Origin of the sequence: Micromonospora sp. NPDC003816 (assembly GCF_042874705.1) — a bacterium.
Lineage (GTDB): Bacteria > Actinomycetota > Actinomycetes > Mycobacteriales > Micromonosporaceae > Micromonospora.
Map to the genome: position 1 here is coordinate 305381 of NZ_JBIANP010000006.1, position 18633 is coordinate 324013.

Annotated in this window: 28 protein-coding genes; 25 read left to right on the forward strand and 3 right to left on the reverse strand. The window is 70.9% G+C overall.

Translation table 11 applies throughout. The features are described 5' to 3' along the window. The first annotated feature begins 61 nt into the window (after positions 1–61). From ACFYTT_RS21360 to ACFYTT_RS21445, 18 genes are all read left to right on the forward strand, one after another. Positions 62–442, forward strand: a complete 381-nt coding sequence (locus ACFYTT_RS21360; protein ID WP_387261394.1) for a VVA0879 family protein — start codon at positions 62–64, stop codon at positions 440–442. Further along, a complete protein-coding gene (locus tag ACFYTT_RS21365; RefSeq protein WP_387261397.1) occupies positions 439–717 on the forward strand; it encodes a hypothetical protein in 279 nt (92 codons plus the stop codon). The genes ACFYTT_RS21360 and ACFYTT_RS21365 overlap by 4 nt, the downstream gene beginning before the upstream one ends. Then, entirely contained in the window at positions 714–1052 is a 339-nt protein-coding gene (locus ACFYTT_RS21370; RefSeq protein WP_387261400.1) for a hypothetical protein, read from the forward strand. Before ACFYTT_RS21365 ends, ACFYTT_RS21370 begins: the two co-directional genes overlap by 4 nt. Further along, on the forward strand, positions 1049–1210 hold the full coding sequence (locus ACFYTT_RS21375) for a hypothetical protein (RefSeq protein ID WP_357211329.1): 162 nt from the start codon (positions 1049–1051) through the stop codon (positions 1208–1210). The genes ACFYTT_RS21370 and ACFYTT_RS21375 overlap by 4 nt, the downstream gene beginning before the upstream one ends. Next, positions 1207–1602 carry a hypothetical protein gene (locus ACFYTT_RS21380; RefSeq protein WP_387261403.1) on the forward strand — a complete coding sequence of 132 codons (396 nt, stop codon included), beginning with the start codon at positions 1207–1209 and terminating at the stop codon, positions 1600–1602. Before ACFYTT_RS21375 ends, ACFYTT_RS21380 begins: the two co-directional genes overlap by 4 nt. Then, entirely contained in the window at positions 1599–2888 is a 1290-nt protein-coding gene (locus ACFYTT_RS21385) for a hypothetical protein (RefSeq protein WP_387261406.1), read from the forward strand. The genes ACFYTT_RS21380 and ACFYTT_RS21385 overlap by 4 nt, the downstream gene beginning before the upstream one ends. Beyond that, entirely contained in the window at positions 2885–4660 is a 1776-nt protein-coding gene (locus tag ACFYTT_RS21390; RefSeq protein ID WP_387261409.1) for a UvrD-helicase domain-containing protein, read from the forward strand. Before ACFYTT_RS21385 ends, ACFYTT_RS21390 begins: the two co-directional genes overlap by 4 nt. Next, entirely contained in the window at positions 4653–4919 is a 267-nt protein-coding gene (locus ACFYTT_RS21395; RefSeq protein WP_387261412.1) for a hypothetical protein, read from the forward strand. Before ACFYTT_RS21390 ends, ACFYTT_RS21395 begins: the two co-directional genes overlap by 8 nt. Then, positions 4916–5104, forward strand: a complete 189-nt coding sequence (locus ACFYTT_RS21400) for a hypothetical protein (RefSeq protein WP_387261414.1) — start codon at positions 4916–4918, stop codon at positions 5102–5104. The genes ACFYTT_RS21395 and ACFYTT_RS21400 overlap by 4 nt, the downstream gene beginning before the upstream one ends. After that, positions 5104–5319, forward strand: coding sequence for a hypothetical protein (locus ACFYTT_RS21405; RefSeq protein ID WP_387261417.1), 216 nt, complete (start codon positions 5104–5106; stop codon positions 5317–5319). The genes ACFYTT_RS21400 and ACFYTT_RS21405 overlap by 1 nt, the downstream gene beginning before the upstream one ends. Continuing rightward, entirely contained in the window at positions 5319–5804 is a 486-nt protein-coding gene (locus ACFYTT_RS21410; RefSeq protein WP_387261420.1) for a hypothetical protein, read from the forward strand. The genes ACFYTT_RS21405 and ACFYTT_RS21410 overlap by 1 nt, the downstream gene beginning before the upstream one ends. A gap of 78 nt (positions 5805–5882) precedes the next feature. Further along, complete coding sequence (locus ACFYTT_RS21415; protein ID WP_387261422.1) at positions 5883–6785, forward strand: hypothetical protein; 903 nt, start codon at positions 5883–5885, stop codon at positions 6783–6785. Positions 6786–6983: 198 nt separating this feature from the next. Further along, positions 6984–7511, forward strand: coding sequence for a hypothetical protein (locus ACFYTT_RS21420; RefSeq protein ID WP_387261425.1), 528 nt, complete (start codon positions 6984–6986; stop codon positions 7509–7511). Between the two features lie 11 nt (positions 7512–7522). Next, positions 7523–8593, forward strand: a complete 1071-nt coding sequence (locus ACFYTT_RS21425; RefSeq protein ID WP_387261428.1) for a hypothetical protein — start codon at positions 7523–7525, stop codon at positions 8591–8593. Between the two features lie 3 nt (positions 8594–8596). Further along, positions 8597–8875 (forward strand): hypothetical protein, encoded by a 279-nt coding sequence (locus tag ACFYTT_RS21430; protein ID WP_387261431.1) that lies wholly within the window; start codon positions 8597–8599, stop codon positions 8873–8875. Between the two features lie 8 nt (positions 8876–8883). Continuing rightward, positions 8884–9537: a hypothetical protein gene (locus ACFYTT_RS21435; RefSeq protein WP_387261433.1), complete on the forward strand. Its 654-nt coding sequence runs from the start codon at positions 8884–8886 to the stop codon at positions 9535–9537. Between the two features lie 144 nt (positions 9538–9681). After that, a complete protein-coding gene (locus ACFYTT_RS21440; RefSeq protein ID WP_387261437.1) occupies positions 9682–10014 on the forward strand; it encodes a PadR family transcriptional regulator in 333 nt (110 codons plus the stop codon). Positions 10015–10019: 5 nt separating this feature from the next. After that, positions 10020–10553: a hypothetical protein gene (locus tag ACFYTT_RS21445; protein ID WP_387261440.1), complete on the forward strand. Its 534-nt coding sequence runs from the start codon at positions 10020–10022 to the stop codon at positions 10551–10553. 64 nt (positions 10554–10617) lie between these two features. On the opposite strand, the gene ACFYTT_RS21450 is transcribed toward ACFYTT_RS21445, so the two are convergent. Then, positions 10618–11031, reverse strand: coding sequence for a hypothetical protein (locus tag ACFYTT_RS21450; protein ID WP_387261443.1), 414 nt, complete (start codon positions 11029–11031; stop codon positions 10618–10620). Positions 11032–11218: 187 nt separating this feature from the next. Here ACFYTT_RS21450 and ACFYTT_RS21455 point away from each other — a divergent pair, with 187 nt between their 5' ends. Beyond that, on the forward strand, positions 11219–11557 hold the full coding sequence (locus tag ACFYTT_RS21455; protein ID WP_387261445.1) for a DUF2511 domain-containing protein: 339 nt from the start codon (positions 11219–11221) through the stop codon (positions 11555–11557). 35 nt (positions 11558–11592) lie between these two features. Further along, positions 11593–11901, forward strand: a complete 309-nt coding sequence (locus ACFYTT_RS21460) for a hypothetical protein (RefSeq protein WP_387261448.1) — start codon at positions 11593–11595, stop codon at positions 11899–11901. 158 nt (positions 11902–12059) lie between these two features. Here ACFYTT_RS21460 and ACFYTT_RS21465 read toward each other — a convergent pair whose 3' ends face one another. Next, on the reverse strand, positions 12060–12353 hold the full coding sequence (locus tag ACFYTT_RS21465) for a hypothetical protein (protein WP_387261451.1): 294 nt from the start codon (positions 12351–12353) through the stop codon (positions 12060–12062). A gap of 127 nt (positions 12354–12480) precedes the next feature. Between ACFYTT_RS21465 and ACFYTT_RS21470 the strand changes: the two genes are divergently transcribed. Together ACFYTT_RS21470 and ACFYTT_RS21475 are read left to right on the forward strand one after the other, a co-directional pair. Continuing rightward, positions 12481–13002, forward strand: coding sequence for a helix-turn-helix domain-containing protein (locus ACFYTT_RS21470; RefSeq protein ID WP_387261454.1), 522 nt, complete (start codon positions 12481–12483; stop codon positions 13000–13002). Beyond that, a complete protein-coding gene (locus tag ACFYTT_RS21475; protein WP_387261457.1) occupies positions 12992–14290 on the forward strand; it encodes a PBSX family phage terminase large subunit in 1299 nt (432 codons plus the stop codon). The genes ACFYTT_RS21470 and ACFYTT_RS21475 overlap by 11 nt, the downstream gene beginning before the upstream one ends. A gap of 5 nt (positions 14291–14295) precedes the next feature. Here ACFYTT_RS21475 and ACFYTT_RS21480 read toward each other — a convergent pair whose 3' ends face one another. Beyond that, positions 14296–14874 (reverse strand): hypothetical protein, encoded by a 579-nt coding sequence (locus ACFYTT_RS21480; RefSeq protein ID WP_387261460.1) that lies wholly within the window; start codon positions 14872–14874, stop codon positions 14296–14298. Between the two features lie 50 nt (positions 14875–14924). Here ACFYTT_RS21480 and ACFYTT_RS21485 point away from each other — a divergent pair, with 50 nt between their 5' ends. From ACFYTT_RS21485 to ACFYTT_RS21495, 3 genes are read left to right on the forward strand one after another with little or no spacing between them, the layout of a single operon-like run. Next, a complete protein-coding gene (locus ACFYTT_RS21485; RefSeq protein WP_387261463.1) occupies positions 14925–16505 on the forward strand; it encodes a phage capsid protein in 1581 nt (526 codons plus the stop codon). Between the two features lie 3 nt (positions 16506–16508). Further along, positions 16509–18386, forward strand: a complete 1878-nt coding sequence (locus ACFYTT_RS21490) for a phage minor capsid protein (protein WP_387261466.1) — start codon at positions 16509–16511, stop codon at positions 18384–18386. Further along, a complete protein-coding gene (locus tag ACFYTT_RS21495; RefSeq protein ID WP_387261469.1) occupies positions 18383–18580 on the forward strand; it encodes a hypothetical protein in 198 nt (65 codons plus the stop codon). The genes ACFYTT_RS21490 and ACFYTT_RS21495 overlap by 4 nt, the downstream gene beginning before the upstream one ends. Positions 18581–18633 lie beyond the last annotated feature (53 nt).

Consider the following 18633-nt stretch of genomic DNA (forward strand, 5'->3'; position numbering starts at 1 on the left):
CACTAGCGCCCCGCCATCCCAGCCAGGACATCGCGGAGCGCCAGATCCCAGGGAGTATCCCATGAAGCACCGCAAGCTCACCCAGCAGGAACTGTTCGACGAGGCCCGCGAAAGGTTCGGAGCCGACGTCAAGGCGTTCGCCTTCCAGTGCCCGAACTGCGACGACATCGCCACCATCCAGGACTTCATCGACGCCGGAGACGGCAGCCGGGCTGGGCAGGAGTGCATCGGCAGACTGCTCGGCGCACTGAAGCGCACCGCCAACCGAGGCCGTGACGGGATCGTGCGTGGCGAGCGCGGCTGCGACTGGGCGGCCTACGGACTGTTCCGTGGCCCGTGGGAAATCGTCATGCCGGCGGAGGGCGAGAAGCCTGAGCGGTCGGCGTGGTCGTTCCCCCTGGCTCCGGCCCCGGCCGTGACCGCCGTTGGCGGGGCCCGATGACGCACCCGCCGCAGCCGCTGCCCGGCCCCTGGCAGCTCCGCACCACCGACACCGTGTTCCCCGCCCAGACGCTCACCGTCACCGTGCCGGATCTGCCGTGCGGACACCTGCCCGGCGACCGCCACACCACCGAGTGCGACTACTGGATCGGCGTCGACGAGGGCGAGTACCCGCCGCCGGAGGCGTACATGGTGGGCGGCCCGTACGCGCACCTGCTGCCGCACGCGCCCGGCCTGGAGCCGCTGGTCGACCCGGCCCTGCGAGGTGCCGCGTGATCAGCCTCCTCGCCGCCCTGACCGTCGTGGTCGTCGCCCTAGTCGCCGCCGTCGCGTGGGCCCTCGCCGAGCAGCGTGCCGCCCGCCGCCTCGCGGTCCGCAGCGCTCGGCAGGCTGCCCGGATCCGCACCCGGCAGCGCCAGCTCCGCCACAAGGCCCACCGCCTGGAGGAGCTGCGCGACGAGCTGGACGTGGTCACGGCCGCCATCGCCCGGATGCGCCGCTGCGCCCAACGGCAGATCGACGCCACCACGCCGAGGCCGTCGATGGCCGAGCAGATGTACGCCTGGCTGGCCGAGGTGCCCACCACCCACGACCGGGAGTACGGCGCATGAGCCGCCCGTCCCGGCTGCGCATGGCGGCCGACGCCGCCGCCGCGCTGGCCGCCGCACTCCTGACCACGCCCGCCCGCCGCCGTGCCGCTGCTCGCCGCGAGGTGGACCGCCACGCCGACCTGCGCATCGCCCAGACCGCCCGGAAGGACAAGCCGTGAAGACCGGCATCACCTTGTCGGCGCTGCGCGACCGTCGCAACCAGCGCCCCGACGAGTACGTCGGCCGACACCGCGCCGACGCCACCCCGGAGGAGCACGAGGAGCGCACGGTCGCCGCCAACTGGACGCCCCTGGCCCCCGCCACCCGCCAGCACCTCGCCCCGCACCACTACGCCGACACGGCGCTCCCCGCCGGCGTCGACCAGCCCACCGCCCACTTCGACCGGGCGGCCCTGAAGGCGGCCTGCGCCCCCATCCAGGGGCAGCCGCCCACCTGGCCCGAGGTGCTGGCCGCGCTGCGCGACGACATGGCCGAGACCGCACCGACCGAGATCCTGCCCGCCTGCACCGACGAGCCGCCCGCCGTCGAGACCCCGGAGACCACCCGATGAACCTGCGTACCCGCCAGCCCACCGGCCGCGTCCCGTGGCCCCTCATCCTCATCGAGGGCGGCGAGAAGTCCGGCAAGTCCTGGGCCTGCGCCCAGTTCTCCACCAGCTCCCGCATCGGCCAGATGTACTGGATCGACCTCGGCGAGGGCGCCGCCGACGAGTACGGCGCCATCCCCGGCGCGCAGTACCTCGTCGTCGAGCACGACGGCACGTGGGCGCAGATCCAGGGCGCGGTCGACGCCGTCAAGGCCGAGGCCACCCGCGCCGCCGCCGCCGGTGAGCCGCCGGTGGTGCTGGTCATCGACTCTATGACCGCCGAGTGGGACCTGCTGAAGGACTGGGCGTCCGACAAGGCCCGCCGGCGGCACAACGCCAAGGCCCGGAAGTACAAGCGGCCGGAGCTGGCCGCCGACGAAGAGCCGACCATCTCCATGGACCTGTGGAACGAGGCCGGCGCCCGCCACCGCAAGCTCATGACCACGCTGATGACCTTCCCGGGCATCGTGCTGCTGACCGCCCGTGGCAAGGAGGTCGCCGCCCTCGATGACGCCGGGAAGCCGATCGAAAAGCAGCGCGACTACCGGGTCGAGGGCCACAAGACGCTCGGGTTCGACGTGTCCTGCTGGATCCGCCTCGACCGGGCCAAGCCCGGCACGGTGGTCGGCGTCCGGTCGGTGCACGTCGGTATCCGGCCCGGCTACGACAGCCCAATCGAGCTGGACCGGAACTGGACGGTCGAGAACATCGTCTTCGAGACGCTCCAGTGCGCACCGGCTGAGGCGCACACCCGGAACCTGACCGCGTTGCAGGCCGCTGAGCCGGACGATGACCGCCCGGTGTCCGGCCCGCCGGCCGCCGAGCCCCGCCCCGCCCCGACGGCCACCGGCGTCCGGGACTGGGCACTGCACACCGACCGCACGGCCCGGGGCATCCGCCAGGCCGCCGCGAAACTCCTCGCCGAGCACCCGGCCGTCGCCGCCGAGCGGGTCACCAACGAGCACGGCGACGACGAGCAGCTCTCGGTCCTCATGGACCGCCGGGCCCGGGAGCTGGAGCCCAAGGCCGCCCAACCCACCGAGCACGAGGAGCGGCGCCGCAAGCGCATGTTCGCCCTGCTCGGTGACCTCGGCTACGCCGACCGTGAGAAGTACATCGAGGTCCTCGGCAAGGTCCTCAAGCGGCCGGTCGAGTCGTCGAAGGACCTGAACGCCGGTGACGTCGAGGACGTGATCCTGGCCCTGGAGCAGCGGCAGCGTCAGTTGTCCCGGCAGGAGGCGACGGCATGAGCCTCAAGCCCACCGCCGAGCAGCAGCAGGTCATCGACGCTTTCCGGCACCGCGACCGACCCACCATCGTCGTCCAGGCCGGAGCCGGCTGCGGCAAGTCCTCCACCCTCAAGATGGCGGCCAAGACCGAGCCGTACCGCAAGGGCCTGTACGTCGCGTACAACAAGGCCCTCGCCGTCGAGGCACGCGGCTCGTTCCCGGCCGCCGTCGACTGCCGCACCGCCCACAGCCTCGCGTTCGGGCCCGTCGGCCGCCACTACCGGGACCGCCTCAACGGGCCCCGAGTGCCGGCCAAGGACGTCGCCGAGTTCCTCGGCTTCAACTCCCCGGTGCAGATCTCCGGCGAGCTGGCACCGCTCGCCCCGACCACCCTGGCCCGGCTCACCATGGACCTGGTCGGCAAGTTCCTCAACTCCGCCGACCAGGAACCGGCCACCGAGCACAGCCCCCAGGTCGACGGCTACTCCCGCGCCTACAACAAGGCCCTCGCCCAGTACCTGGTGCCGTACGCCCGCAAGGCGTGGGACGACCTCCAGCTCCAGTCCGGGGGCCGACTGAAGTTCACCCACGACGTCTACCTGAAGCTCTACCAGCTCAGCAGGCCACGGATCCCCGTCGACTACGTACTCCTCGACGAGGCACAGGACCTGTCGCCCGTCATGGCGTCGCTGTTCCACTTCCAGGACCACGCCCAGCGGATCATGGTCGGCGACAGCGCCCAGGCGATCTACGGGTTCCGGGGCGCGATCGACGCCATGCAGAAGTTCGTGGCGGACCACCGGCTCACCCTGTCGCAGTCCTTCCGGTTCGGTCCGGCCATCGCCGACGAGGCCAACAAGTGGCTCGACCTGCTCGACGCCCCGCTGCGCCTCACCGGCTTCCCGCCGGCCGACTCCACGGTGGTGCCGATCCTCGGCGACCCGCGAGCGATCCTGTGCCGCTCCAACGCCGGCGCCATCACACAGGTGATGCACGCCGCCGCTGCTGGCCGCCGCCCGGCGCTGGTCGGGGGCGGGGACGACATCCGCAGGCTCGCCGAGGCCGCCCAGGAGCTGATCGACGGCCGGGCCACGAGCCACCCCGAGTTGGTCGCCTTCCAGACGTGGGACCAGGTCCGGGAGCACGCCGCTCAGGACGACGCCAGCGGCAACCTCCAGGTGCTGGTCAAGCTGATCGACGACCACAGCCCGGCGCAGATCCTGCGGGTGGTCGGGAGCCTGGTCGACGAGGCCAACGCCGACGTGGTGATCTCGACGGCGCACAAGGCCAAGGGCCGGGAGTGGGACACGGTCCGGATCGCGGGTGACTTCCGCGAGCCCCGGGTTGACCCGGTGACGCACCGGGTCCGCCTGGTCGCCGATGAGCTGATGCTCGCGTACGTGGCGGTGACCCGGGCCCGTCAGGTGCTGGACCGTCAGGGACTGGCGTGGGTGGACTGGCTGGTCCGGCCGGTCCGGGCGAAGCAGCATCCGGAGCACGCGATCCTGCCGGACGCCCCCCGGATCGAGGACCTGCTCGACGCGTCGTCGCTGGGCACTCCCGACGCGGTGGCGATGCGCGAGCAGGCCCGCGCCGATCTGGCCGGTGAGCTGACCGGGATGCCGGAGGAACAGGCGGACTGGGAATCGGCCGATCCGCTCGACGGCGCCGAGACGATGCCGTCCGTGGAGACCACCTCGGCCGGCGAGCACCGTGCCTGCTGCTGGCTGTGCACCCCGTCCCTGCGTGACGCCTGGCCCGCCCCGGTCACCGCCGGAGCTGGCCGTGGCTGACGTCATCCCGTTCCCCGGGGTCGGCTTCGTGCCGGCCCCGGGGCCCCGGGCGGTGCCCGCCGACCTCGACGCCATGGGCGAGCGGTACGTGGCGTACGCCGAGGCCCGCGACACCCCCGGCCGCGAACGTGAGGCCAACCTCCTCGCCCGCGCTGTCGCCGACGACGTACCGGCGTGGCTGGGTGAGGTCGCCCGCGTCGAGCAGCTCCGCCAGGAGCTGGCGGCCGAGCTGGACCGGCTCACCGGAGGTGCCGGGTGAGCGCACGATCCCTGCCCAACCTCGCCCGGCAGCGGGTCGTCGTACCAGCCGTCATCGGCCGCTGCAAGCTCGACGGCGACCCGATCCGGACCGGTGAGGCCACTGTGTGGCTGACCGACCCGATGGGCCTGTCGCACGTGGAGTGCAAGCAGCGCGCCGACGCTGCGACGGGTGGGGGTGCCTGATGGCCCGCCGTACCCGCCCCCGGCCCCGAGGCCGCCAGACCGCCAAGTCCCGGCTGGCCCCCTGCATCTACCGGGCCGACGCCACGCTGCCCGACCCGTCCGACCCCGACCACCCGCTGTGCGTGTGTGGCCTGGCCTACCGGCACGGCCGGCACACCCTGCCGGACACCGCCGACGCCCAGGCCGAGCACCTCCGCCGGATCGGAGACGCCTGATGACCACTCACCACCTGCTCGCCGTCTGGCCCGTCACCGACGACCGCCTCAGCCTCGAAGACTTGGTCGAGCGCGCCTTCCGCGAGCTGTCCGGGGTCGCCGCCGAGGCTCAGGCGCGTGTCGCCGGTCCGACCACCTGGCGGCTGATCGACGCCGCCGACCTGGAGGGCTGGGAGCACCACGACGGGCAGCTCCTGGTCGCCACCGCACCGGCCGAGCCGACCACACCGGCCCCGACGGTCGAGCCCGAACCCGAGCCTCCGGCACCGGTGGACCTCGCCGCGTGGTGCCAGGAGCGCGCTGAGGCCCACCGCGAGTACGAGGACCACGAGCTGCCGTTGTACGACGACCGCGACAACGCCCTCATTCACTGGGTGGTCCGCGTACTCGGCAGCCCGACCCTGGAGGAGTCCCGTCAGGTGCTCGCCGCTCTCGCCGCGCGTCACGGCCTGGCCCTCGTTGCCGCGCGGACCTGTCCTCCCTGACCTCTGGCTGGCCGGGCCGCCCATGTGGCCCGGCCACCCGTCGCACAACCCCTACCAGCACGAACAGGAGCCGCTTCCGTGGGTGCACGCCTCGTCTCCCTGGTCCTCGCCAGGTGGGCACACCTTCCCGACCGCGCCTTCCGCGTGGTCGTGAAGATGGCGCACACCGCCCTCGACGAGGCCACCGACAAGGTGCCCGCCGGCCTGTACTTCGGCGGCCGAGAGGCCCTCGCGGACATCCTCCGCAACGAGCGCGGCGGCAAGCGGGAGAGCGTCCTCCGCAACGTCCGGTTCGCCATCGAGGAAGCCATCGCGGCCGGTGCGATCAAGCGGCAGTCGAAGGGCCGCGTGGGGAGCCACGCGGTCTACCGGATGACCCTCGACGGACCCCGATCCATCGACAAACCCCTTATGTATAGCTCGCCCGACGACGGTTCCCAGGGGGAATCCAGCGTTCCCCCTCAGGAGGAATGCCACGTTCCCCCTGAGGGGGAATCCAGCGTTCCGCCAAGGGGGAACGCCACGTTCCCCCCTAGGAACCACGACGAACCAGGAGAGGAACCACGGGAGGAAGTAGGGCGCGACGTCCTCCCGGTCGGAGCGCACGTACTCCCCACTGGGGGCCACGCTGGCCCCCAGACCCCCCGGCGACCCGACGACCCTTCGGGCCGCCGGACCTCTTCGGACAGCGCAACCTTCGCCGAGGAACAGCAACCACCTCAGCCTGAGACCGCAACTCACGACCGCACGCGCGAGAGCGCCCCACCGCCGCCTCTCCGCCTGGTCCCCGGGAACCCCGATGTTGTCCGCAGTGACGACGAACCGCGCAGCATCTTCCCCGCCCCGGTCCCCGGCACGCCGCAGCCCACCGGACGCGGCTTCGGCTTCTGCCTCCCCTGCCACCGCGACGGGATGACCACCCTCGCCGCCGACCCCGTCTCCGGCGACGCCTGCCTCACCCACCTCCGGAGCACCGGATGAGCACCTACCGCCACCGCACCCCCGGCGAGAAACGCGCCCAGCGCTCCGCACAGACCGCCATCGCCCGCGCCCTCGCCCACACCCCGCCACCACCCGCCGCCGACCCACACGACCCCTGGGCAGGTGCATGGCCACCCAGCCCCGCCGCCTGGCGCACCCGCTGCCGACAAATCCGCGAAGAGATCGAGGAGACCCGCCATGCACGCCACTGACCGATTCGTCAGCCTCGACGCCGAAACCAACGGCCTCCCCGGCCGAGCCTTCGCCGTCGCCATCACCCTCTCCGACGGCACCGGCGAACTCGACCACGCCGTCTACCGCTGCCCCATCGACGAGCCCGTCGATGACTGGGTCGCCAGCAACGTGCTACCCGCCATCGACGACATCGAGATCAACAGCAGCAACTACGAGGGCCTGCTCTACAACCTGCGCGAGAAGCACTTCCAGTGGACCGAGGAAGGCGTTCCGCTCATCGCCCACGTTGCCTGGCCCGTCGAAGCCCGGCTCCTCCTCGACATGCTCCAAGGCGAAGACGTGTGGCTCGGCCCGTACCCGCTCATCGACGTCGCCTCGGTGCTGCTGGCCAAGGGCTACAACCCGGTCTCCGTGGACCAGTACCTCACCGCCCACAACATCACCGCGCCGGACGGCTCGCCGCATCACCCGCTGTACGACGCCCGAGCAGCCGAGCGCTGCCTCCGCCACCTGCTCGCCACGACCGCCTGAGGAGCCCCACCATGACCTCCTTCCTCGACGCCATGCACGCCGACGACCGCAACCAGGCCGACGCCCGAGCAGCCACCGCCGAGCAGGAACGCGACGACGCCCTGGCCGACCGCGACACCGCCCGCGCCGAACGCGACGCCGCCCGCACCGACGCCACCGTCCGCATCGACACCCGCAACGTCATCTGGCACCCCGCACCCAACGGACAGTGGCACCACCCCCTCTACGGCACCTACACCCTCGACAACATCCACGAGGAGTACGGACCCAGCCGCACCGCCCTGCTCATCGCCATCGACGACGAGCAAGACGAAGAGCAGGTCGACATCGCCGAGGCCCGCGTCCTCGCCGCCCTGGAATCCCTCGGCTGGCCCGACGACCGCAACGACGGAACCGACTACCCGGGCGCAGCGTGGGAAGCCGTACGAGAAGCCATCGCCGCAGCCGACGCCGTCGCCCCGGTTCCGCCCGCCCGCGCGCAGGAGCCGACCCAGGCCGCGCCGGAGCAGCCCGGCCATGACGACCAGTGCACCCCGCCGCTGTGCGCCGCCTGCGGCTGCTGGTGCCACCTGATCGAGCAGGCGATTCGCGCCCGACTCGCCGCCGTCTGGCCCGCCTACGAAGGGTCGGAGCTGCTCGACCATCTCGCGGCCGAGGCAGGTGCCGCTGCCGTTGCGGTGGCTCTCCAGCACGCGCCGCTGCCCGCCTGGGTATTGGAGCTGGTGCGAGGTCTGGAGCGGTACGAGGCCGAGCACCCGGTGCTGTTCCGGCAGCTCGGTGGCGGGTACGCGCAGTGGGACTGCCCCGGGCGGCTGCTCGACCTGGTGCCCGCCGATGTTCGCGCCCAGGCCGACACGCAGCCGGCGCAGGAGCCGACCGCGCAGCCGACCCAGGTTCTGGAGTACCACTGGGGTCGCGCCTGGAGCCCCACCCAGGACGAGGCCACCTGCCCCTGCCCGAAAGCCCCGTGCGGCTACGTCATCCGGCAGCAGACGGCGGCGGAGTGCGAGTACCACGGACCGGCGCAGACGATGCGCGGCGGCCATCCGGCCGACCGCTGCCCCGCCCAGACGGAGGGCTGACCGATGCAGGGACAGCTTGCCCTCTTCGCCACCGACACCCCGACCACTACCGCAGCCACCCCACGCCGCACCTGGGCCGACGTACGCCCCGGCGAACAGGTCACCTACAACGTGCCCGGCTCGCCCTGGCGCGGCACCTGGACCGTCCGCCGCATCGAACGCCACCCCCACGCCCCGTACGCCTTCATCGCCGACCTGGTCGACGCCGACGGCCGGGTCTGGCAGTCGTGCCCGCATCGCGACGCCCCGGCCGACGTCGACATCACCCGTACCGCCGCCTGAGGAGCACCGTGACCTCTCTGCACCACCAGCACGCCGACGCCGTCGCCGCCACGTTGGACGCCGCCCTCTGGCAGCTCGACGCCCACGCCGTCATGGAGGCCCGCGCCATCGCCGACCTCGCCGACGCCGCCGCCGACCCCATCCGCTCCCCGACGTGGGGCCGCCGACACGCCCTCGGCGGCCACGGCGACCCCGTCGGCGACGCCATCCTCGGCCTCGGCGGCCGAATCCGACGCAACCGGTACGCCGACCTGTCCCGAGAGGTGACCGAGCAGCTCGACGGCGTCGCCCGCCACCTCCCGGCACCACTCGGCTGGACCGCACCGCTCACCCGCATCCGCGACGCCATCCCCGCCATGACCACCCACGCCGCCGGTCGCACCACGCTGCTGCTCGACCGCCTCAACGGCCGGATCCGCCGCCAGCTCCGCATCGGCACCGGCCTCGACCACCTCGCCGGCCTGGAATGCCCCGCCTGCCGAGACCGGCTCGTCTCCGCCTACACCGCCGCACCCGCCACCGTCATCTGCCGCTGCGACCACTGCCGCTGCACCGGCCCCGGCTGCCACTGCCGGCTACCCGGGGCGGTCGTGGGGGCACCGCACGTCTGGGTGCGTGCCCGCGCGGTCGCGGGAGCGATACCGACCAACACACCCCACTGACCCGAGAAGATCCGCCGTGAACAACCTCAACCTCACACCCCAGCCACGGGTGGCCCGGATCGGCCCTTGACCCGACCACCACGGTTGTCACCTGCTTGGAAGTGGCAAGTGGACAACCCTTATTTCACCTACTATCGTTAACGCATGCCTGAGGGGCCTGTACGCGTCACAGGGACTTTGCTGGCCGTCCTGGACGCTCTGCTTGAAGCCGACAATCACGAGCTTCACGGCTGGGCAATCATGAAGACCACGGGAAAGTCTGGACCCACCATCTACAAGATCTTGGAGCGACTAGCTGAGTCAAAGTGGGTGACCTTTCGCTGGGACACCGACACCGAGCCCGGCAAGCCGCGCCGCCGCTACTACCAGCTCACGGGCGAGGGTGTCTCTAGCGCCCGACAGCTTCTCGCGCAACGGCGAACCAAGACCGCGCCTGCCGGCCGCGCCCGCCTTGCCTTTGGTGAGTGTGGAGCGTGAGCCGCTTGGAGGTCGTTCTGAGCATCTTGCTCGGCCTCTTCGTCAACGAGGCCTTCGACATCTCACCCTGGCTCGCCCGGAGGTTGGTGCGCTGGTCGGCCTACCGTTGGACGACCGACCCCGAGATCGCCGCTGGTTATGCGGAGGAGTGGGCCGCGATCATCGATCAACGGCCCGGCAAGTTGTTCAAACTCCTGACGGCCGTGCAATTCACTTTTGGCGCTGCCGGTCGAGCTGCACCGAGAGCCGTTATGCGGGCGCTCATTGCATCTAGGTTGCTCAGAGCAGTCTGGATTTACGCCTTAGCGTTTATCGCTATGTCCAAGGTCCGCGGGGACGCCAGCAACGAGAGCCTCGATGCGGCAGTGATCAAGTATCTAGAAGCTCATGCAGGCAAAAAGCGCAACCCGTGGTTGTCTGGCGCCAAACGCGACCTCTTGGGGCTGCACGCGGTGCAGGACAACAACATGGCTAATCCCGCAGGCCGGCAAGGCAGAGCTGTCGCGGCCCCGACTCGCAAACGGCGTCGACGCAGGTAGGTGCCGTCCGCTGACCGACACCGGCCCGAGGCGCGCGACTGACGCCCGCCTCGGGCCGTTGACCCTACGAGGGAATCGGGATCGCCTCGGGCTCGCTCTGCCCGTCCCAGGCGAGGAGCAACTCGGTCGGGACGGGTGTACCCATCGCCCGCACGACGAAGAACTCGATATCACCCCCCGGCAGGACCCGGCCAATCTCGTCCGGGAAGCGGATGAATCCTTCGCTCCTATCGCCAGTCCTGACCCACTGAACTCCCGACGCCGGCCTCGTGCCGACGTTCGTCAACAGATAGCGCCCCTTGCCCACGCGTCGAGCAACCCAGGCCACATCCGGCGCCGGTGGCGGCAGCGCGGCCTCGGCCGCCACAGCCTGTCGCTCCGCCGCGCGGGAGGATGCCCGCGCGAACCACGCACTCCAGCACGACACGATTAGGGCGAGCACCGCGATGGCGCTCGTGATGATGTCAGTAATTTCCATGCCGGCGAACGTAGCGGCCGGTGTCAGTTACCGTCCCTAGACAAGATCATATCCGAATTGGGCGCACCATAATTACTCTTAAGGTGCGTAAGGATTCAGGCTGGTGTCGATTCAGCTCGGAGTGATGACTTGCGTGCGACCGGTAGCCTCCCCGAGGTTCACACCGACGCACCCGGGAGCCACCACCATGCGACGAAACCTCGCGGCCGTCCTCGCCGTCGCTCTGCTCGCCCTCACCGCCTGCGGTGGCGCAGACGACACCGACACCAGCAGCAAGACCATCACCAAGGCCGCCGTCGAGGCCGAGGGGAAGTTCTGGCCCTTCACTACCAGCGAGGCAACCCTCCGCTGCAACGGTCAGGCCGTGACCGCCACGGTCGACGGCACCAAGTACGCCCTCAACGGCCGGGCGAAGGGTAGCGGCGTCGGCGCCGATCTGGACCCGGTGTGGGCGGAGAACCCCGACATCCCCGGGACGAAGATCAGCGTTCACCACGTCATCGAGATGGGCCTCGATCTCTGCTGAGGCAGGTCAGCCAACCGCGTCGGTAAGATCGAGCCATGACGCGCCGTTGCCCCTCGTGCCGCGCCAAGCTCCCCGCCAGCGGCCGATGCCCCGGCCTCGCCCCCCTCATCGAGCACGAGGGCCGACTCTGGGGCATCGCCGCGCAGCTTGCCCACGCCCTCGGCGGGGACGTCACCGAGCGGATGATCCGCAACTACGCCAACCGCGACGACCTGCCCCGGTGGGAGTACCGCCGCAGCGTCTACTTCGCCCTGGAGGACGCCGCCCCGATCGAGGGCGCCAAGCGGCGGTCCGGACGCGGCCGGCGGCGTCAGCTTGACGCCGGGCTGGTCGCCGCCGCATGATTTGATCACTCGGCCGTACAGGCGGAGTGTGCCCACAGCCCGGACGGAGACCCACAGGGTCCGCCGGGCTGTACTGCGTCCAGGGGACGGCGCGGCGCTTGGGGCACGGGGATGGCGGGCAGGCCGGAAGTGGTGCTCTGGCCTGCCCGCACACCCAGCTACCAACTAACTTCGGGGGCCTGGAACTGTGGGTTGTCGTCTTGCCAGGAGCTGACCCAGTGCGCCGGGTCCTCCTCACTCAAGGCCGCCGCCAGGATGAGCAGCGGCACCAGAGCCTTGCGGGGGTTATCGCTCCTGGGCCGGTAAACCATGACCTCGACGTTGCTCGCGTTGAGCGGGGTCGTCATGACCTCCCGCATGCCGGCCGCCGACGCAAGCTCGATGATTTGCAACATCTTGTCTACCCCCACCGGGCGGATGCGCAGGCCATCGCTATCAAGAATTACGTCCACCTCGACTAGCTCCTTTCGTTGATCGAACACCGTTCCTCGTGGACAAACCTCATCCGTCGCTGCTGGATTCCCAACCGGCCCTTGGCCGGGCCGCACACCACCACCGGACAAGGCGCCGGAGGCCACCATGACCAGACCGAAGCCCGTCGGGCCCGAGGACTACGAGCTGGTCCGTGAGCTACACGCCGAGGGCCTCAGCCGCAACGAGATCGCCCGCCGCATCGGCCGGTCCGGACGCACCGTCTCCCGGATCGCCGCCGAGCTGGAGCTGAGCTTCGAGCGCGGTGAACTGGTGAAGGCGGCCACCGAGGCGCGCAAGGTCGACGCCCGGGCGAAGCGGGCCGCCCTCGCCAACGCCCTCCTCGACGACGCCGAGCGGATGCGCCAGCAGCTCTGGCAGCCCGCGGACTACGTCGACCACGGCGGCAAGGAGTACGTCCGCGTCGACTGGACGACACCCGAGCCGACCTTCGCCGACAAGCTGAAGATCACGCAGTCGCTCGGCATCATGGTCGACCGGGCCGTCAAGCTCGACGAGTACGACGCCGACCCCGGCATCGACGCGGCGAAGAGCATGCTCGGCGCCCTTGCCAAGGGCCTGGGCGCGGCGTACGACCAGCTCAACCAGCCCGACGCCGATGGCGGTTGACCTCGACGCCGTCAGCCGAACCCTCTCGCCGATCCACCTCCGCTCGGTGGTCGAGTCCACCGCCCGCCTCAACATCTGGCAGGGCTCGGTCCGGTCCGGCAAGACGGTGTCGAGCCTGCTGCGGTTTCTGCTCGCCGTGGCGAACGCGCCGACCTCAGGCCGCGTGCTGCTCTTCGGCAAGACCCGCGAGTCCGTCGGCCGGAACGTGTTCGCGGTCCTCACCGACCCGGCCATCTTCGGCCCGCTCGCCCGGCTCACGAAGTACACCCCGGGAGCGCCGACCGGCACGATCCTTGGCCGCCTGGTCGACGTGATTGGTGCGAACGACGCCAAGGCCGAGCCCAAGGTCAGGGGCCTGACGCTGTGCCTGGCGTACGGCGACGAGCTGACCACCGTGCCCGAGGCGTTCTTCACGCAGGTGCTGGCCCGGCTCTCGGTGGCCGGTGCGCAGTTGTTCGGAACCACCAACCCCGACAGCCCAGCTCACTGGCTGCGGAAGAAGTACCTCCTCCGGGTCGGTGAGCTGAACCTCCGCACCTGGCACTCCACGCTCGATGACAACCCGCACCTCGACCCGCAGTACGTGGCGGACCTGAAGGTCGAGTACGTCGGGCTCTGGTACAAGCGGTTCATCCAGGGCCTGTGGGTGCAGGCCGAGGGTGCCGTCTTCGACATGTTCGACGAGGACCGCCACGTCGTGCCCGTGCTGCCCGCGATCCACCGCTGGGTCAGCCTCGGCATCGACTACGGCACCCGCAACGCCACCGCCGCCCTGATCCTCGGTCTGGGCCGCGACGGGCGGCTGTACCTGACCCACGAGTGGCGGCACGACCCGGCCACCGCCCGCCGGCAGCTCACCGACTCTAGCCTCTCCCGCGAGCTACGCGGCTGGCTGGGCAGCCTGGAGGTGCCCGGCGGCGCAGGCCTGCGCGGGCTGCGCCCCGAGTGGACCGTCGTCGACCCGTCGGCTGCCTCGCTGCGGCTCCAGCTCCACGAGGACGGCATGACGCCGGCCTTGGCCGACAACTCGGTGCTGGACGGCATCCGGCTCATGTCGTCGCTGCTCGGCAACGGTCAGCTCAAGATTCACGAGTCGTGTACCGGGCTGATCAGCGAGATCCCGGGCTACTCGTGGGACGACAAGGCGGCGGAGCGGGGCGAGGACGCGCCGATCAAGGCCGATGACCACTCGATCGACGCCGCGCGGTATGCGATCAAGACCCCTGAGGTGCTGTGGCGGCCGATGTTGCGGTCCGCTCACGCCCTCGCCGCATTAGCAGAGACCTAGAGGTGTCAGAAGTCGAAGACCCGAGACGGCTGCTGTCCGGGACCTGGCTGCACCACCCAGCGGATGCCGTTAATGTCCGTGAACGCCACTTCGCAGTGAAATAGGTTCGGCAGATCGCGATGGTCGAGATCGGGTGGCCACACCACGTTGTAGCCGTCCACCTTCCAGCTTAGGTGCTGCGTGTCGCCTGCCTTCAGGACTGGCAGAGGCCGCGGGCCGCCGGCGCTCAAATCCTGCTGTGTCTCGCGGTGGGTCAGCGTGGTCCTGATGTTGGTGATGGGGTACATCCCGTAATTGCCGAGTGTGACGCCGTAATCGCGGATCGAGACCCACCGGTTTCCGCCACATCCCGGATTGTGCAGTACGACGGTCCGGGCCTGGGCGTCCTGCGCATGGCGCTGGTCGGCCTCCAGACGATTCACTTCCTCCCGCCGCGTCTCGCGCTCCCGACTAAGGGCACGCGCCTGCCAAACGAAGGTACCGACTGTGCCAACGGCGGCCAGCAGGGCCGCCCACGCGGCTAGCCAGTCGGCTCGGGTGGGCCCCTGATCGGCAGCCGCAGCGAGCATCTGTGCGAGTTCCATGTCAACCGACAGTAGGCGGTTGGCCCCAATGAGCAGCTAAGGAGGGCCTGGTGCCGATCCCCACCGGCGGCACCTGGCCGCCACCCGCCCACGCACCCGCCTACTCCGCCTACCGCACCTGGGACGCCTGGTACGTCGGCGACCCCGCCGAACTGGTCAAGGTCTACACCGAGCGGCCCACCGCACGAGTCCGGCCCAGTCAGCTCGCCGGTGGAGTAGTCGGGATGCTGTCCCGCTTCCTCTGGGGCACCCCACCCCGGATCGGTCAGCGCGACACCCGCTTCCACGTCCCGGTCGCGGCCGACTTGGCAGCCACGTCCGCCGGCCTCCTGTTCGCCGAGCCGCCCACCCTGACCTGCGACAACACCGCCACTCAGGAAGCTGTCGACGGGCTCATCGAGAACGGGCTGATGACCGTGCTCCGGCACGGCGCGGAGATCGGCTCCACCCTCGGCGACGTCTACCTCCGCCCCGTCATCGACCGCGACGTCGCCCGAGACCGGGCGATCCCGACAGCGGTGCCCGCCGACGCCGCGATCCCCGTCATCCGCTGGGGCCAGTTGGTCGAGGTGACCTTCTGGTCGACGGTGCACGAGAGCAGCGGCACGGTGCTGCGCCTCCTGGAGCACCACGACGTCGTCAACGGCGCCGGACGCATCACCTACGCGCTGCACCAGGGCACACCGGACGAGCTGGGCCACGCGATCCCGCTCGTCGAACACCCCGATGTCGCCCACCTCGCCGAGCTGCTCGACGAGACCGGCTCGCAGCCGACCGGCCTCGACCGGCTCGACGTGGTCCGGATCCCCAACGCCGGACCGCAGAGGCTCTGGCGCAAGCTGGGGCCGCTCAAGTACCACGGCCGCTCGGACATGGACGGAAACGAGCCGGTCTTCGACCAGATCGACGGCTCGTGGACGTCGTGGATGCGGGACATCCGCAACGGCGCCGGCCGCATCACCGTGCCGGAGTACATGCTCCAGTCCAACGGGCCCGGACACGGGGCGACCTGGGACCCCGACCGCGAGGTCTACTCGGCCATCAACGCCTTGCCCGACCAGGGCCTTGGGCTCACCGTGTCGCAGTTCGCCATCCGCTACGTCGAGCACAAGGCGACCATCGACGCCCTCATGGAGGTCGCGATGCGCCACGCCGGGCTGTCATCGCAGACCATGGGCGAAGAGGGCGACGTCGCTGTGACGGCCACCGAGGTCCAGGCCCGCGAGCGGCACAGCTTCGTGACCCGTGGGGATCGGATCACCACCTGGGGGCCCGCGCTCGCCGACTACGTCGAGCTGCACCTCGCCCTGGAACGCATCCACTTCGCCGGACCGGACGAGGAGCGCCCGAACGTCGAGTTCGGCGACAGCGTCACCGAGTCGCCGGAGCAGGTGGCCCGCACCGTGCAGCTCCTCGACGCCGCCACCGCCGTGTCCATCGAGACCAAGGTCCGGATGGTGCACCCCGACTGGGACCAGACGCAGATCGACGAGGAGGTCGCCCGGATCAAGGGCGACCAGCCGGCCCCCATCGAGGTCGGGGGTGCCCTCGGTGCCCTGGCCGGTAACCAGCCGCCACCGGCCGAGGGCGAGGGCGACGAGGAGGAGCCACCACCGGCCGAGGAGCAGTAGCGGATGGCGCTCACCGGAGACCAGATCGAGGAGATCAGCCGGGGGGCGGTCGACCTCTACCGCAACGCCGAGTCGGCGATCCTCGACGAGGTCACGCGCAGGCTCGCCGCTGGCCAGGACGCCCCCGACTGGGCCGTGACCCGCCTCGGTGCTCTCGCCTCGCTGCGGACCGCAGTGGAGCGGATCCTCGGCCTGGTCGCTGGCGAGTCCGCCGGCCGCCTGCGGGAGCTGCTCGCCGACGCGTACCGGACGGGTCAGGGCATCGCCACCCGCGACCTGCCCGCCCAACTGCTGCCCCGCGATCCGGACGCCGCTGCGGCTGCGCGGGCGGCCGGAACCGTACCGCGGATCGCCGTGGTGGAGAACCTCGCCGCTGCGCTCGTCACTGACATCGAGGCGAAGCACTCCAGCGTGCTGCGGCGGGTGCTCGACGTCTACCGGACGGTCATCGCCCAGGCGACCGGGGTCAGCGTGGCAGGTGGCATGACCCGACGGCAGGCCAGCCAGTGGGCGTACGCGCGGCTCGTCGACCAGGGCGTGGTGTCGTTCACCGACGCGGGCGGGCGCCGCTGGAGGCTGTCCAGCTACGTCGAGATGGCCACCCGGACCGTCACCCAGCGCGTCGCCGTACAGGGCCAGACGGACCGGCTCACCACGCTGGGCGTGGACACCGTGATCGTGTCTGACTCGCCCCGTGAGTGCCCGCGCTGCCGTCCGTGGGAGGGCAAGATCCTGAGCATCTCCGGCGGTGTGCGTGGCCGGGTGGCGCTGCCCAGCATGGTGGGCGACGGCACGGTGACCGTGGACATCGCCGGGAGCGTCGACGAGGCGCGGGCAGCAGGGTTGCAGCACCCCAACTGCACGCACAGCCTCCGGTCGTACCTGCCCGGCGCGACCCGACGCCCGACCCAGCCCACGCCCAACCCGGCGGGTTACGCGGCCAAGGAACGCCAGCGGGAGATCGAGCGTGGCATCCGCCGGTGGAAGGAGCGCCAGACCGCCGCCCTCACCCCCGAGGCAGCGGCAGCGGCCGGCGCGAAGGTCCGCCAGTGGCAGGGTGCGATGCGCGACCACCTTGCCGCCAACCCGGAGCTGAAGCGGCTGCCGTACCGCGAGCAGATCGGCGCCGGCAACCAGCCCCGCCCCGGACCCACCCGGGCCGCCACCCCACCGGCCACCCCCGCCCCGAGGCCCTCCCTCGCGGACCGGGTCGCGACCGGCGAGAAGAGCAGAGACCCCCTCGGCGGCGGCGTCATGGCAGACACCTACCGCGTCCGCCTCAACGACGGCACCAGCGCCGTCTACAAGCGGGCCAAGGACTCCTCCGGCCGTCCTGCCGTCGAGCAGCAGGACGCCGAGGAACTGGGGGCACTGGTGGCCCGCGCGGTGGGTGTGCGTGCGCCGGAGATCCACCGCGCGTCGCGCACCGAGGTGTACATGTCGTACCTCGACGGCCAGGTCTTCGCCGAACTCGACGATGCGGCAGCGGGCGCGTTGCAGCGCAGCGATGAGGGAGCCCGCCTCGGCCTCGCCGACCTGCTCATGGGCAACACCGACCGGAACAGCGGCAACCTGCTGGTCGACCGTGGCCGCATCGCCGCGATCGACCACGGTGGCGCCTTCGAGTGGCACCCCGAGTACAACCGGCCGAGCGGGACGCCGCAGTTCCGGGACGACTGGTGGTCCGCCTACGGCTCATCCGACACGGAGCAGTGGCACGCCAACCCACTCTCGGCCGACGACATCGCTCTGCTGCGCCAGCGTCTCGACGACTTGCGGGCAGAGTTCGATCGGCTCGGCCGAGCCGACTGGTGGGCCGCGATGATGGAGAGGCTCCGCGCCCTTGAGGCGCACGCCACCGGCCAAGGACTCCTCTCATGATCATCGAATATCGCGTGGTCAGCACCGGGAAGGTGCTCGACCGCATCACCGGCGACAGCGTCGACGAGCTGGTGTACGAGACCGGGCAGGCACGTGACGTGGTTGCCCAGATCACGCGCCGGCTACCCGATCGGCAGCGCATGGCTGCCCTCGCGTCCTGGTCGAACGGATACGTGCAGCTCGTCGCTACCTAGGCCACCCCGGCAAGGCCGGGGTCAGCAACACCCACCTCGACCAGCCTCAAGGA

Excerpts from the sequence above, each read along its gene's own strand:
- ACFYTT_RS21440 (WP_387261437.1), top strand. The coding sequence starts at position 9,682 with ATGCCTGAGGGGCCTGTACGCGTCACAGGGACTTTGCTGGCCGTCCTG.
- ACFYTT_RS21430 (WP_387261431.1), top strand. The coding sequence starts at position 8,597 with ATGCAGGGACAGCTTGCCCTCTTCGCCACCGACACCCCGACCACTACC.
- ACFYTT_RS21470 (WP_387261454.1), top strand. The coding sequence starts at position 12,481 with ATGACCAGACCGAAGCCCGTCGGGCCCGAGGACTACGAGCTGGTCCGT.
- ACFYTT_RS21365 (WP_387261397.1), top strand. The coding sequence starts at position 439 with ATGACGCACCCGCCGCAGCCGCTGCCCGGCCCCTGGCAGCTCCGCACC.
- ACFYTT_RS21490 (WP_387261466.1), top strand. The coding sequence starts at position 16,509 with ATGGCGCTCACCGGAGACCAGATCGAGGAGATCAGCCGGGGGGCGGTC.
- ACFYTT_RS21455 (WP_387261445.1), top strand. The coding sequence starts at position 11,219 with ATGCGACGAAACCTCGCGGCCGTCCTCGCCGTCGCTCTGCTCGCCCTC.
- ACFYTT_RS21460 (WP_387261448.1), top strand. The coding sequence starts at position 11,593 with ATGACGCGCCGTTGCCCCTCGTGCCGCGCCAAGCTCCCCGCCAGCGGC.
- ACFYTT_RS21420 (WP_387261425.1), top strand. The coding sequence starts at position 6,984 with ATGCACGCCACTGACCGATTCGTCAGCCTCGACGCCGAAACCAACGGC.
- ACFYTT_RS21405 (WP_387261417.1), top strand. The coding sequence starts at position 5,104 with ATGGCCCGCCGTACCCGCCCCCGGCCCCGAGGCCGCCAGACCGCCAAG.
- ACFYTT_RS21385 (WP_387261406.1), top strand. The coding sequence starts at position 1,599 with ATGAACCTGCGTACCCGCCAGCCCACCGGCCGCGTCCCGTGGCCCCTC.
- ACFYTT_RS21425 (WP_387261428.1), top strand. The coding sequence starts at position 7,523 with ATGACCTCCTTCCTCGACGCCATGCACGCCGACGACCGCAACCAGGCC.
- ACFYTT_RS21495 (WP_387261469.1), top strand. The coding sequence starts at position 18,383 with ATGATCATCGAATATCGCGTGGTCAGCACCGGGAAGGTGCTCGACCGC.
- ACFYTT_RS21390 (WP_387261409.1), top strand. The coding sequence starts at position 2,885 with ATGAGCCTCAAGCCCACCGCCGAGCAGCAGCAGGTCATCGACGCTTTC.
- ACFYTT_RS21480 (WP_387261460.1), bottom strand. The coding sequence starts at position 14,874 with ATGGAACTCGCACAGATGCTCGCTGCGGCTGCCGATCAGGGGCCCACC.
- ACFYTT_RS21475 (WP_387261457.1), top strand. The coding sequence starts at position 12,992 with ATGGCGGTTGACCTCGACGCCGTCAGCCGAACCCTCTCGCCGATCCAC.
- ACFYTT_RS21360 (WP_387261394.1), top strand. The coding sequence starts at position 62 with ATGAAGCACCGCAAGCTCACCCAGCAGGAACTGTTCGACGAGGCCCGC.
- ACFYTT_RS21410 (WP_387261420.1), top strand. The coding sequence starts at position 5,319 with ATGACCACTCACCACCTGCTCGCCGTCTGGCCCGTCACCGACGACCGC.
- ACFYTT_RS21450 (WP_387261443.1), bottom strand. The coding sequence starts at position 11,031 with ATGGAAATTACTGACATCATCACGAGCGCCATCGCGGTGCTCGCCCTA.
- ACFYTT_RS21375 (WP_357211329.1), top strand. The coding sequence starts at position 1,049 with ATGAGCCGCCCGTCCCGGCTGCGCATGGCGGCCGACGCCGCCGCCGCG.